General features: G+C 54.4%; 7 protein-coding genes. 5 read left to right on the top strand and 2 right to left on the bottom strand.

Annotation, left to right across the window (positions count from 1 at the left end; translation table 11 throughout):
• The first annotated feature begins 70 nt into the window (after positions 1 to 70).
• The 4 genes from OZX70_RS08565 (at position 71) to OZX70_RS08550 (ending at position 8,970) form a co-directional block, all read left to right on the top strand.
• Entirely contained in the window at positions 71 to 1,906 is a 1,836-nt protein-coding gene (locus tag OZX70_RS08565) for an ABC transporter ATP-binding protein (RefSeq protein WP_277180766.1), read from the top strand.
• Positions 1,907 to 2,581: 675 nt separating this feature from the next.
• Positions 2,582 to 5,422, top strand: a complete 2,841-nt coding sequence (locus tag OZX70_RS08560) for a hypothetical protein (protein WP_277180764.1) — start codon at positions 2,582 to 2,584, stop codon at positions 5,420 to 5,422.
• Between the two features lie 161 nt (positions 5,423 to 5,583).
• On the top strand, positions 5,584 to 7,566 hold the full coding sequence (locus tag OZX70_RS08555) for an isopeptide-forming domain-containing fimbrial protein (RefSeq protein WP_277180761.1): 1,983 nt from the start codon (positions 5,584 to 5,586) through the stop codon (positions 7,564 to 7,566).
• Positions 7,567 to 7,914: 348 nt separating this feature from the next.
• Complete coding sequence (locus OZX70_RS08550; RefSeq protein WP_277180759.1) at positions 7,915 to 8,970, top strand: class C sortase; 1,056 nt, start codon at positions 7,915 to 7,917, stop codon at positions 8,968 to 8,970.
• Positions 8,971 to 9,085: 115 nt separating this feature from the next.
• On the opposite strand, the gene OZX70_RS08545 is transcribed toward OZX70_RS08550, so the two are convergent.
• Both OZX70_RS08545 and OZX70_RS08540 read right to left on the bottom strand, forming a co-directional pair.
• Positions 9,086 to 10,780, bottom strand: coding sequence for an MFS transporter (locus OZX70_RS08545; RefSeq protein ID WP_277180757.1), 1,695 nt, complete (start codon positions 10,778 to 10,780; stop codon positions 9,086 to 9,088).
• Positions 10,781 to 11,464: 684 nt separating this feature from the next.
• Positions 11,465 to 12,427 carry a hypothetical protein gene (locus OZX70_RS08540; protein ID WP_277180755.1) on the bottom strand — a complete coding sequence of 321 codons (963 nt, stop codon included), beginning with the start codon at positions 12,425 to 12,427 and terminating at the stop codon, positions 11,465 to 11,467.
• Positions 12,428 to 12,630: 203 nt separating this feature from the next.
• On the opposite strand from OZX70_RS08540, the gene metG reads away from it, so the two are divergent.
• Entirely contained in the window at positions 12,631 to 14,508 is a 1,878-nt protein-coding gene (gene metG, locus OZX70_RS08535; RefSeq protein WP_277180753.1) for a methionine--tRNA ligase, read from the top strand.
• The last annotated feature ends 310 nt before the right edge of the window (positions 14,509 to 14,818 follow it).

Genomic DNA, 14,818 nt, shown 5'->3' with positions numbered 1-14,818 from the left:
TTCCGCCGTTCGGATAGCAGCCAAGCCGATTACGAAAACAAAACGTTAGATTTATAGGAAAGTAGCCAAAATGCCAAGAATGAGGGGACCGGTCGAGAAGCCGGCCGATTTCGGCGGAGTGATGCTCAAACTGGTGCGTTACTGCCGCAAATACCTGCCCGTCATCATCATCGCGCTCGTGCTGGGCGCGGCCGGCACCATCTGCCAGATCATCGGGCCGGACCAACTGAAGAACATGACCAACGCCATCGCCAAAGGCCTGCCCGCCCTGGTGCACGGCAAGCCTGTGATGGGCGCGGTCGACATGGGCGAGGTGACGCGCATCGCATGGCTGCTCGTCGGCCTGTACGTCGGCTACGCGGTGCTGAACTATATCCAGCACTGGATGATGGCCACCGTCACCCAGCGCATCGGCCAAAGCCTACGCCGTTCGATTTCCGACAAGATCAACAAGCTGCCACTCAAGTATTTCGACAAGACCAGCTATGGAGACATACTCTCTCGTATTACAAACGACGTCGACGCCATCGGCCAGACGCTGGGACAGTCGCTGGGCATGCTCATTACCTCGATCACGCTGTTCTTCGGCTCGCTGATCATGATGTTCTACAACAACGTCATCATGACGCTGTGCGCCATTGCGGTCTCGATTCTGGGCATCGTGGTGATGATGCTCATCATGCACTTCTCGCAGAAGTACTTCGCACGCCAGCAGATCGCGCTTGGCGACGTCAACGGCCACGTCGAGGAGATGTACGCCGGCCACACCGTCGTCAAGGCCTACAACGGCGAGGCCGACTCCATCCGCCGCTTCGAGAAGTACAACAACGACCTCTACGATTCGGCGTGGAAGAGCCAGTTCCTCTCCGGGCTGATGGGCCCGATGATGAACATGATCGGCAACCTGAGCTTCGTGGCCGTCTGCATCGTGGGCGGGGCGCTCGCCATCGACGGCAAGATCGAGTTCGGCGTCATCGTGGCGTTCATGATGTACGTGCGCCTCTTCACCCAGCCGCTCTCGCAGTTCGCGCAGGCCTTCCAGAACCTGCAGCGTTGCGCCGCTGCTTCCGAGCGTGTCTTCGGCTTCCTCGAGGAGCCTGAGATGAGTGATGAGAGCAAGAAGCCCGCGCTGCTCGGCCGCGACCCGAAGACTGGCAAGCCCGTCCGTGTGCGCGGCGACGTTGAGTTCGAGCACGTCAGCTTCGGTTACGAGCCCGGCAAGCCGATCATCCACGACTTCTCCGCGAGCGTCAAAGCTGGTCAGAAGGTCGCCATCGTCGGCCCGACCGGTGCCGGCAAGTCCACCATGGTCAACTTGCTGATGCGCTTCTACGACATCGACGGCGGCAAGATGACCATCGATGGTATCGACACCTCCACCGTCCCGCGCTCCAACGTGCACGAGCAGTTCTCGATGGTGCTGCAGGACACGTGGGTCTTCCGTGGCACGGTACGCGAAAACGTCGCCTACGCCAAGAAGGGCGTTACCGATAAGCAGATCGAGGACGCGTGCAAGGCCGTTGGGCTCGACCATTACGTGCGCTCGCTGCCACAGGGATACGACACCGTGCTCGACGACAATTCCTCGCTTTCGGCCGGGCAGCGGCAGCTGCTGACGATCGCCCGCGCGATGGTGCAGGACGCGCCGATCCTGATCTTGGACGAGGCCACTTCATCGGTCGACACCCGCACCGAGGAGCTGATCCAGAAGGCGATGGATGCGCTGACCGTGGGCCGCACGAGCTTCGTGATTGCGCATCGCCTCTCGACGATCAAGGACGCGGACATGATCCTGGTGATGAACCACGGCGACATCGTCGAGCGCGGCACCCACGACGAGCTGCTGGCCAAGGGTGGCTTCTATGCCGACCTCTACAACAGCCAGTTCTCGACTTTGGTTGCGTGAGGCGCGTCGGATAAAGTCACGCAAGTGGTCCTCAGAAGCAGCCTATGTATTTAGCTGGGCATGGTTTCTATGATAAGAGGCCATTGCCCGCACTGTTGTCAGTGCGGGCAATGGCCTCTTCGCTGTTTTGCAGAGTGAAAATGCTGACTTATCTCCAAATTGACGCCTGACTTACCTCATTGTTGAGTTGGTTATTAATTATGTTTATGCGGGCGGCCAATTTTGTCAGGCGGTATTCGGAATCCAGCTGAAGTTCTAAACCAATAAAAGTTATGGTTGCAGTTTTACTAAAAGAGGAAAAAGACTATTTTTTTCAAATCTTTTTTGTAACGATTCTGTGTTTATCTTGTCAAACCTTTTATGTTAACGGCTTAATATTTGTAATCCATAATATACAAAGATTTCTTATTTTTTTTAATAGCAGACGTTTAAAGTCAGAGTGCTTATTTTCGTTGAAAATATAGGCTTTACATCACATTATTCAAAGAACGTAATTGTATTGCCCGTGTTACGGTAAAGCACTGAAACAAGATGAAAGACGATTTGAAGTATTTCGTTTGACTTCGATAAATCCATAAATTTTGTACATGAACATGAAATTGCAAGGCAATTGACTTCGGCAATGCGAAGTAGGGGAATTTCGTAGGTTGATGAAGCTTTAGGGAAGTTGATGGAATGAATCGTGTGAAACTTTTTGCGCGGCTGGCCAGCCTTCTTGCTGTAGTGGCGTTGGTGGTCTCGGGTGCGCTTGTTGCTGTAAAAACGACAGTTTCCGCAGATGACTCATCGTCTCGCGGTGACACTTCTTGGCGACTTACTAACGCCGTGACGGCCCCGAACGGTGCATCTCGTAAACCTGTGCTGTTCCAACTACTGGCAAACAACGACAAGGTCGATACTTACAACGACGAGATTCGTTTGGATGCAGTGATTCGTGTGGCACACGGCGAGGTTAACCCAAACGTGGGTTCGAACACCGAAAGCAGTGCAACCGGCTTGCGTATTGTCTACGACTACGTAAATGCGAGAAGCAACAACAGTGGGGATGCTGCGCACGATTTCTCAACGAATAATAATCCCTTTAGATATTTGAACACCATTGATGGCGCGAGCGGCGCAGATAATTGGGCCCACAATCAGGATCAGTATTATACGATTCACAAGATCGTTCATTCGGGTCTCTACGATTACGTAACGATTTCGCTCGAAGCAGATATTGATTATATCAATCAGGATCAGCAGGCGAGCTGGTGGAACCACACTGCTGAAGGCCGTGTGATGCCGACACCTCCTATTTACGTGATGGTTGGTGCCTACACCAATCGAAGCACTTATCCTATGAGCAATCTTTCTGATTTGAACAATAACCCACTTGCCACTGATTTGATGGCCGGCCGTCAGACAACGGTCTTTCCCGGAATGTGCAACGATATCAGTAAAGAAAGTTGTGATATCCCGCTTTCCTTCATCGGTTGGGATGCCAATCCGACATTGTGGAGCAACAGGCAGGCGAACTGGGGATTGGTGACCGATTATGGTCTCAATGGGCAGCCAAGTGGTGTGGCACCCGCGAACTCATTCTTCGTGCGTATGTATAACGGCAAATATAGCCAGGATACGCGCAATCCCTGTTATCAAGCGACATCTTTCAAATACCAATGGATAGCGCTCAAGAACAACTCGAACTGGGTTCCTGTGGATGCGCTGACCCCGACTGTTCAGCAGGTTGACAACCAGCCGGCCACCGGCATAGGCGCTCCTCCGGGCAACGTTAATGCCGCAGCGTTTAACCGGAGCAAGTCCCAATCGGGCGACAATACACTTTATGCTCCTGGAGATGCGCAGAATACGGACGGTTCGATTGATTTTGCTAAAGCCAAGTCCGAACAAGGCCTTGACGGATACTTCAAGCTGGTTACCTGGCCAGTTATGAACCCGAGCTGCTCGATGATCAATACCACGGACCCGTATAGGAATCCCGCGAATCCCGGCATTACCGATACGATGACGCAGTCTGAGGTCAAAGAACAACTGAAGAACGCCTGGACGATTGATACGGCTTTTTACAAGTATGATGTGGTTCGTCCGAAAGTTCCGACGATTACCAGTGTGTCGAATACCAATACTGATAGCAGTGACCCGGCCAATAATATCGGGTTCAGTGCCATGAGTTCGTCGGACCCTGACGGCCAGACGGATGACGGGGACTTCAAATCGAATTCGCGTTCTTCGGCCACCAAGCCGATTATCAAAGGTGCGGGCGGCACTGCAGGCCAGAAAATTTCGGTTTATGAAGACGTGCCGAAAGCAGGCGCAACAGCTACGTTTTCGGACGGTACCAGTAAAAAGGTCATCGTTAAAGGCGTCACGGATGATTATGAAAACATGGGTCATCTTGTAGGCACGGCTGATGTCAATGCCGATGGCACCTGGCAGCTTCAGGCATCGAGTGCTGACGACATCGTGGATTTGACTAATCCAAAAGAACGCGAACGGCGTTACCACGCTTATCAAACCGACCCCACTGAAGGCGAAAATGGCATTGCGATGAATCTGACGTCCTTCTTCTCGCCGGTATATGTCGTTAATTTCAAAGCGGCGGCGGACAAGGCGCCGACGGTGGATCCGGACAAGATTGTCGTGCCGCATACCCAGCAGTCAGGGTCGCTGGACGGCGAGCTCACCAACGGCAACAGCACGACGGTGAGCATCGGTGGCACGATGAGTTCCAGCGAGGGCGAGTCCACGATGAAGCTCTACGCGAAGCACGTTACTTCTCCAAGCGGCACGTCGGGGACGAAGAGCAAATCTGCTTCTTCATCCGTGGCGACGCGTGATGACGAATCCGCCCTTGGCAACGAGATTGTCGGGATAGACAGCGCCAAATGCGAGCAGAGCATAGGGGTGGGCAACGATCAGAACTGGAGTTGCAGTGTGCCGGTGCAATGGTTCATTGACAACACTCCATCACCCGTGGCCGATTCGGGTTGTTACTTCAAGTTCGTGGCGGTCACCGCCAACAAGGATGGTGTGACGGCCGAGTCCGATCCCGTCACCAAAACCGTTGACTTCTATGCTCCGGTGGTTTCCATCACCAGCGCCGACAACAATTACGTAAAGGGCAAGGTGGCGGTCGACCCCAGCACGCCTGTCATTCTGAGCACGATATTGCCTGGCGCAACCGTTCATCTGACCTGGCCGGAGGGCACGCCTTCAAGCGCCCCGACAACAGCGACGGTGGATTCCGACGGCAACTGGCAGGCCAAAGTGGTCTACGGATCCAAGCCAGGTGACATCAAGGCCTATGTCGTGGATAAAGAGACCAACGCGTCTAAGAACGTGGTGTATAAGGGCTTCAATCCCACGCCGCCTACTGACAAGTTGCCCTTTACTGGTGGCTTCTCAAGCTGGGCATTATTACTCACCTTGCTGGCAGTGGTGATTGCTGTTACTACTTATGTCGTCTTCCGCAAGACACATTCCCGTTTGACTCATAAGGGGGTGCATGCGAAATGAAAAGTGTAATTTCCAGTCTCGCAGCAAGGGGAGGTAATCGATATGACACAGGGTAAGTGAGGTGGCCCTTGTGCCTAATCGGAATCCTCATGCGGGCACGTACCGAAAAGTATTTAAGCAATCGGATAGAACAAGAAATGAAAGAACAAGAAAGGCATTCCATGAAAAGGAAAATGAGTCTTCGTGCGTTGATCGGTGCCGCGGTTTCTGCCGCCACCCTTCTCGCACTAGCACCTATGGGCGCAGCGAATGCAGACAACTCGTCGTTGGATATGAGTCAGGCTGCTGCTAAATCCACTATCACCATTAATGTTGATGCGACGAATTCGTCAAGTGGAACCATGGAAGGGCATAAGTTCGCGGCTGTGAAAGTCGGCAACTACGAGAATGCAGAAGGCGACGCTTCCACGCATGTCCTGTCGTCTGTCGCGGTCAGCACGGTATCCGGCATCAAGACTGATGCGGAATCTGCTCTGAGTTCGACCAAAACCGCTTTGGGCCAATCGACTGATGTCGCTGCCGGCTATGAGGGCAACCCAATTGGTGAGGTCGCCTCGAAGTGGCTTGGCTACACTGGAACCGATTCGACCTCAAATGACGGTACCGTTCCCAACGGCTGGAAGGGCAACCTGCGTACGTTTGTCACCAAGTTGTCTGATATCTCGACATTCCAGGCCAATTTTACGTCTTCGAGTCCTTCGGTCACTGTGACTACGGGCAATAGCGCTCAGATTACTGATCTTACACCTGGTGTCTATGTCGTTGAAGACGTCACTGCCAGCGGTGCGAGCGGACTAAGCTCCACGTCGCACAAGAACTCCATTCCCATGCTTGTCAGCACCGGTGTCGTGATGGGCAGTGACACATACAGCAAGCTCAACTCGGAGGATCTCGGTGTCGTCAATCTGAAGAATGACGCTCCCAAGGTCACCAAGTCGTTGGACACCGACGGCGTCACCAATGATCCCTCGGTCGGCGGCACGTTGCATTATAAACTGTCCACCAAGGTGCCACTGACGACCGGTTTCTCGAAGTATGTCTTCACGATGATCGATACGCCTTCGCAAAAGGGATTGAGCTATGACGCGGTTCAGAGTGTTAAGGTCGGCGGCACTGATCTGGATACCGGCAAATATGCGGTGAAGAATGCCAACTATGACGGCAGCACCAGCACCCAGTACCTTGTCATCGATTTGAGCCAATCGATTCTCGATCAAACGTATGGTGACAGCATCGTTGTCAAATTCACAATGAAAGTCAACGATGAAGCCACGGGTGGAGCTCTCGAAAACGGTGTGACGCTGGGCTATTCCTCTGATCCCGGCAACCAGCCTACCGTTGTTCCTCCGACAATTAATGATGGCAAAGTCGACAATTGCCCCGTGGCTTCCGGGACATGCACTAACGGCACGGTAATCAATGACAAGACCGATGGCAGTAACAACAATGATTCCAAGGCCTACTTCCGTCACTTCGATGTGCTGAAGGAAAAGAAGGTGGATGGTTCCGGACTTACCGGTGCGAAGTTCACTGTCACGAAGCAGGGCGAGAGCACTGCTATCAAGTTCCTTCAGGTGGGCAACGGTTCCTACAAGAAGGCTGCTGAACAAAGCAATACTTCGGCCACCGACAAGCTCTCCGTGTACGATTCCGCATCGAGCGTACCGGCCGATACCGCTACCGGCGCGCCGAGCTCCAACGGCCAGTTGAAGATCGACGGTCTGGCCGACGGCGTGTATACGCTTGCAGAGGACACGGCTCCTGCAGGTTATTCCGACACCTTCAAGCCTTCCGTAGAAGTTACGGTGGGCAAGGGCTCGTCGGATGCAGTCTCCGGATTCGCCAATAAGGGCGATACCTGGGGCCTTGTCAAGACGAATGGTGCCTACACTTCCGGTGCGGCTACGACGCTCAATGACGTTAGCTGGTCCACTACGGGCGCCTCCGCGGCTCCTAGCGCGGGCGCTATCGTTGTCCAGAACGTCAATTCGGTTTCCCAACTGCCATTGACTGGTGGAGCCGGTGCGATTCTTGCGCTTCTGGTTGTTGTTGTGCTCGCTATCCTGACCGCGTCCTTGATCTTCGTGCGTCGCCGTCTGGGTTCCGACTCTAACGTCAATAACGGTGTTGCCATCCAGGCATAGCAGGCCATAAGGTCATAAGGTCATAAGCCAACTGAGGTCTAGTGTCTCGGTTGGTTTATGGCGTTATGGTTGTTTGAACGTTGGTTTTGAAGATCCGGCAAGAACGTTTTCCTCAAAGGTTCTTGCCGGCTTTTGTTCGTTACCGGCAAACAAAAAGTCTCGCTGTCATTGGCATCCTTTCGTCTTTTCATTCTTGAATTGTGCTCGCGTAATATTGCGTCGGTGAAAAAGGGGAAACGGGATAGTCTTTGGTATTTTCCGATACATATTACGTTCAGATAAAAATTATTAAAAATTTTTCAATAAACAGTAAGTGATAACCATTGTTTTTCGCGGAAGGGTGCGTTCATGGCTTCATCGGATATTAAAACCGCGTCTGTTCGTAATATATTGGATGCAGGTTCTTTCGATGACATCATCGGCACTGTCGATGAAAGTGCCAATAAAGTCCGTAGGGTTGTTATTATTGTCGTCGACATTCTTATTGTTATTTGCCTGATAGCTCTTCTGGTGGCTATCGCATGGTTCCCCGTACGTTGGGTGACCAATATGTACAGAGAAAGCGCCGAGGTCTCTGCATCGGTCAACCGCATCGCCCAATGGCCTCAAGGCAAGGTCGCTGATGAATACCATCGGGCTCAAGCCTATAACCAGCGTATCGTCGCAGATGGTCAGCCATTGCTTGGAGAGTTCACCGATCCTTTCGATACCGGCAATCCCAACGCAAAACCGGAATCCGAAAAGGATAACGAGTACCAGTCCCTCTTGAATGACGGCACGGGGGTTATGGGCACTATCCGTATTCCGAAGATTTCTGTGAAAATGCCTATCTACCACGGCACATCCGACAAGGTGCTTGAGCATGGTGCTGGCCACCTTTACGGCACCAGTCTGCCGGTCGGCGGCCCCTCGACCAATGCCGTGCTTAGCGGCCATACCGGTCTGCAGAATGCGTTGTTGTTTACTCGTCTTGACGAACTGAAAAATGGCGACATCTTTTATGTGCAAACACTCAATCGAACCATGGGCTATCGTGTTGTCGGTATCCATGTAATCGATCCGTCTGATACGCATCTCTACAAAGTCGTGTCTGGTCGTGACCTAGTTACGTTGATGACGTGTACTCCTTATGGAGTCAACACGCAGCGTCTGATTGTTACCGGTACCCGACAACCCATACCCGAGCCGATTCCTGATCCCGAAAACGCCAAGGGTGACCCCGTCGTGTTTGGGGCACTGGTGGTATTGGGCGGCATGATTCTGGGCCTTATAGCAATCCGTTCGTTGCACCGCAAGCCATGGCTGATTCAGCATTCGGGATTAGCGCTGCGTCCACCCCATACTTGGTTGTGGTGGCTATCTGCGAATTTGCCACAACGCTGCCAGATGCGTCACGTTCGATAGCTTATTTGGATGTCTGGAGGATATTGGTTCGTAATTCCCGATTCCTTGCGGTGGTATGAATTTGCGATTCCGGTCATTGCCAACATGTTCGCTTTCGCAATGCCCGCTTTTCTATCTAGTCCTTATTATCAGTATCCGTCTCGGTCCCGGAATCTTGACTTTGCGAATCGGTTCGTTCCTCAGACTTCTTGGATTCCGTATCCTTCGAGTCTTCCGAGTCCTTCGAACCCGCTTCCGGTTCTTTGCGCGGAGGCAGTTTAATGTTTTCAGGGCGCTGGGGGAGCGTCTGGCCCACGGGAATTTCGACGGTGATCATCGGCATCGGCATGGTCGAGGTGTCGATCTTCGGGTTCTGTTCCTGGGTCAGGACCAGTTCGCGCGCCTCTTCCTCGCTGCCCACCGTCGGCATCGAACCGGGTAGAGGCGAAGCCGACGACTCGCGCATCACAATGCAGGCGATGCCGCTGAAAATCGCAAAGAACATGATGTAGAAGCCTGGAGCGTCGTGATTACCGGTGAAGGTGATCAGCGCTTGCGAGACCAGAGGTGTGGTGCCGCCAAAGAGCGAGACCGCGAAGTTATAGGAAAGTCCCATGCCCGAGAAGCGCGATTCGGTCGGGAACAGTGCCGGCAGCGTGCTGGCGGAGACGCCTGCGTAGAAGGCCACGGGGATGGCGATCATCGCCAGCGCGCCCTGGATGGCCCAGAACGTGCCGTGGTGCAGCAGTTGGAAAGCCGGGTAGACCAGGACGAACGTCGAGATCACTGCAATGGCGTAGATGGGCTTGCGGCCGATGATGTCGGAAAGGTGGCCGATCAGCGGCAGGCACAGCGCCATGATGGTCAGCACTGGCACGGTCGCGGCGGCGGCCATCGTGGGTGTGGTTCCGACTTCCTCGCGCAGGTAGGTCGGCATGTAGCTGGTAAGCACGTAGCCGGCGGTGTTGGTGGCTGCGACGATGGCCACGGCAATCAGCAGACGACGCCAATGGCGTTTGATGACGTAAAGCATAGTACCGGGGCGGTCCCAAGGCGATTCCTGACGCCAAGCGGCCTCGCGGGCCTCGTGCGAGAGCTCGGCTTGCTCCTCTTCCTGACGTTCCTGATGTGCCGCGAACTGCGGGGTTTCGGGGATGTGGGTACGCAGGGCCATCGCGATGATGCCCAGTGGAATGGTCAGTAGGTAGGGGATGCGCCAGCCGCCGTTGACCATGGCATCCGCACCCCAGCCGTGTTCGGCGATGATAGTAGTGATGGCCACCATTCCCGCGCCGAACGCCGAGCCGATGTAGGAACCCATGTCGAGCCAAGCGCTGTAGAAGCCTCGTTTGCGATCGGGCGAGAACTCGGAGATATAGGTGGTTGCGCCGGAGTATTCGCCGCCGGTCGAGAAGCCCTGCACCATCTGCAACGCGTAAAGCGGCACAATGGCCCAAGCGCCGATCTGATGGCTTGTAGGCAGGATGCCGATCAACGCGGTGGAGACCACCATCATGCCCATGGTGAGGAACAGCACTTTCTGGCGTCCCACGCGGTCGCCGAGCGGTCCCAGAATGATGCCACCGAGCGGTCGGACGAGGAAGCTCACCGCAAAACCTAGGAGCATCACGATCAGGCTCATGCTCTTCGGTAGTCCGCTGGTGAAGACGCTCGCCATCGTCACCGCGAGATATCCGTAGATGCCGAAATCATACCATTCCATGAAGTTGCCGACCACGGTGCCGGCGATGGCCTGTTTCAGCGTCTTTTCCTCTACGACCGTAATGTCTTTGGTACGCAGGAACTGCCGGCGGATATGGACTTTTTGCATTTTCGGCTCGCTGTTTTTGTCCGGTTGTGAGCCTGTACCTATATGCATTACATGCTTGACGCTTTGTATCGGGTGGACTCTATGCGGGCCTTGCCCCGAGCGTCCAGTGCTGGGGTTTCGCTTCTGATGGTTTGTTGGCATACCGAATTCGTCCTTTCACCGCGCGCTACAGCATTGGTTGGCATGCATGGAGAGCAACCGAGGAGGCCGCCCGTCTCTATCGACGGCCGACCAATCTGAGGCGGTGTCCTGCACAAAACTTGCTTGTGGAAAGCCGTCAAACGCGCGAATGGCGCGGCAAGATTCCTGATCGCCGGTCTTGTTGCCGAACCTCCTTGACGATTCAGGCTGATAAAGCGTAAATGTCAGTTCCGTAGCTGTAGCAAAGTGCTTATTGCGACAATATAGGGTTCTATCTTACCAGCTGCACATATTTTCTTCACTTTTCGAGCATAAGACGGCCTGTTTTGTCGCCTATGTATTACAGTTTATTCGGTCTTTGAATTCAGTGTGGGAATGTTGATAAACGTTGGAAATCTGCCATATTCACAGCAGTGACATATTGCATTTCTGTGGTTTGCACGGACGCTGTATGCCGTTAGCTCAATCGTATCGAATGGTGCTTCTTCTTTCGTGCTAGTTGAGTGCTTATTGATGGCTGGTCGCGGCTGGATGGTGGCGTAGTCACAGTCTGGACGCGGTCCTGTCTGTCGATGAAGTTGTTTGGAAACAGTATTGGATGGCTTTAAAAAACTGACGGGCTTGGGGCATGTTTGGCCAAAAACGGTTCTTTTGAAGTATTTCGAGGCAAACGGACGGATCAATATGATATTCCTGCATGATTGCGCAGACCAGTTCCACACGGCGTTTGTCGGGTATGGCAGTGCCGCTCATCAACGCGATGTCGCAGGCGGTTCTGGTCGGCGAGGTCACTTTCAGCCCCGCGATAGTGCTCATTTGCCCTTCAGGGACACAGCGTTTGTATGTTTTAATCGGTCGGCCGTAGGCCATCGAGCGGAAATGCGACCCTGAGATGATGTCGATGACATCGGGGAAACTGCCGCCCATCCATACCCACAGGGCACTACGGCCGCAGGCGATCGATCGGCTCGGCACGACTTTGGTCATGATGGTGCCCCTGCCGAAAAGCGTGTCCGAGTATTCGGCGAGATAGGCACTGATGTCATCTAGACGGTGCAGGGCGCCGAAATCGTCAAGCCGATTCATGCTCAGTGGTCCGGGCAGATCGCGGTTGCTCATCAGCATGGGTGTGGTGCGGTTGATGGGTGGCGGTGTGGTATTGGTAGTGAAGTTGCCGGGAGCCGTCAGGGCGTTGCCGTGGTCAAGCGTCGGAGCGTTGGCTTCGAAGCCTGCGTTCAAGCTGTTTTCATTCTTGGGGCTTTCGATTTTGCGGTTGCGTTGTTTCCTGCCGAGAACGCCACGTCTGCCGGTATGGCTGCTGTTATGCCCGCTAGCGTTTCCGTTGGCTTGCCTGTTGGAGAGTCCGTCGGCGTGCCCGCCGCTTTGGTTCGCCGGCGGTTTGGCATTCGGCGGAGGACGGCCGGTACCGGTGTATTTGCTCGGGCCTGCGGGGTTGCGAGTATGGAGATGGTCTGTGTACTGTGTGTCAATTGTTGTAGCGTTCATGTTCTGCAATATAGATATGGCATTTGTGACGAGCAAATCGAAAAATTAAAAAGTGAATATGTGGATAACTCATGGCTGCGGTGCCGAAATTGTGGACGACACGGTCAACAAGTGCTCTGCTCTCGCTCATTGTCTTGCATTTGTCTAATCTACTTGCCGTGAAAGCCTTCCGCTGTCCCCGCTGGGCCCAATAATCGGTAGTTATGACACATATTTTGGTGAACGTTGCATGGCCGTACGCAAACGGCCCCCGTCATATCGGCCACGTGGCCGGTTTCGGCGTGCCTTCCGACGTGTACGCGCGCTACGAACGTATGAAGGGCAACGATGTCCTGATGGTTTCCGGCACCGACGAACACGGTACCCCGATTCTGGTCGAGGCCGACAAGGAAGGCGTGAGTCCTCAGGAGCTGGCGAATCGCTACAACCGCGTCATCGCCAAGGACCTTTGCGATCTCGGCCTGAGCTACGACCTTTTCACCCGCACCACAACGGGTAACCATGAGCATGTCGTCCAAGAGATGTTCAAGCAGTGCTTGGAGAACGGCTACATATATAAAGGTACGCAGAAAGTCGCGATTTCGCCTTCCACCGGCCGCACCCTGCCTGACCGCTATATCGAGGGTACCTGCCCAATCTGCGGTGCCGACGGCGCTCGCGGCGACCAGTGCGACAACTGCGGCAACGAGCTCGACCCCGACGAGCTGATCAACCCCGTCTCCAAGATCAACGGCGAAAAGCCGGAATTCAAGGAGACCGAACATTTCTTCCTCGACCTGCCGGCGCTCGCCGAAGCGAACCTCGCGTGGCTCAAGACCCGCAAGGGCTGGCGCACTAACGTCATCAACTTCTCACTCGGCCTCTTTAAGGAGGTCAAGCCGCGCGCCATCACCCGCGACATTGACTGGGGCATCCCCGTGCCGGTCGATGGCTGGATCGACAACCCCAACAAGAAGCTCTACGTGTGGTTTGATGCGGTTATTGGCTATCTGTCTGCTTCCATCGAATGGGCCCGCCGCAAGGGCGAGCCTGACGCATGGAAGAAATGGTGGAACGACCCGCAGTCCCCGGCCTATTACTTCATGGGCAAAGACAACATCACCTTCCATTCCCAGATCTGGCCCTCCGAGATCCTCGCCTATAACGGCGAAGGCTCTAAGGGCGGGGAACCCGGCGAATATGGCAAACTCAACCTGCCCGAGCAAGTCGTTGCCAGCGAGTTCATGACCATGGAGGGCAAGAAGTTCAGCTCCTCGCGCGGCATCGTCATCTATGTCAAGGACATTTTGGCACGGTACCCCGTTGATGCCGTTCGGTATTACATTTCCGTGGCCGGCCCGGAGACCTCAGACGCCGACTTCACCTGGTCCGAATTCGTGCGCCACAATAACGAGGAACTTGCTGCCAGCTGGGGCAACCTCGTCAATCGCGTGGCCAACCTCATGTACAAGAACTTCGGCGAGATTCCGGAGCTTGACGAGGATTCCATGACCGCCGAGGACCGTGCGCTGCTCGAGGAGACCTCCGCGGCGTTCGACGTGGTCGGCGGGCTCATCGAGCACCATCACCAGAAGAACGCCCTGAACGAGGCCATGAAGGTCGTCGGCGACATCAACAAGTACATTTCCGCGGTCGAGCCGTGGAAGATCAAGGACGACGAGAGGCGCCTCGGCACCGTGCTGCACATCTGCGCGCAAGCCGTTTCCGACGCGAACCATCTGCTCGCTCCGTTCCTGCCGCAGTCTGCGCAGAAGGTCTGGGAGGCACTCGGTGGCGTCGGCACGTTCTCGCCGCTGCCGCATATCGAAGAGGTCGAAGACCTCGACAAGCCCGGTTTCAAGTACCCGATCATCACCGGCGACTATGAACTGGGCCGCACTGTTCATCCGTGGCAGAGCGAGCCGCTTATCCCTGGCACGCCGATTCCTGCGCCGTCCCCTATCTTCCAGAAGATTCCGAAAGAAGCCGTCACCGAAGAGCTGACTCGCTTCGAGGCCGACCTGGAGGCCCGCAAGGAGGCCGAGGCCAAGCGCTTGGAAGAAGCCAAGGAAAAGCTTGCCGAAGAAGAAAAAGCCAAGTAGCCCCTTCTAGGTGAGCAATCGCGATTGCAATCGCGAATATATTGCTAACGCTTTGGTCCCTGTCGCAATTCACTTTGTGGCAGGGACCAAAGCATTTTTTCGTATGAAGTTGACGCATCTATCGGGCGGTATCTACCGCGCTTGCGCTTTGAGCTGAGCTTTGAGAGTTTGGTTCCTGCCTGGAAACAGGTCTTTGAATCCTGTTTGCCGTCTGTTGGAGGCTGATTTTTAGTTTGTAGACAGGTAAATGCACTTAAAACTATACATTCCACTTTTTCTTTGCAGTATCGTTACAACTTTCACAGATATC

This window comes from Bifidobacterium sp. ESL0732 (assembly GCF_029395535.1).
Lineage (GTDB): Bacteria > Actinomycetota > Actinomycetes > Actinomycetales > Bifidobacteriaceae > Bifidobacterium.
This window is presented reverse-complemented; position numbering and strand designations above follow the sequence as displayed.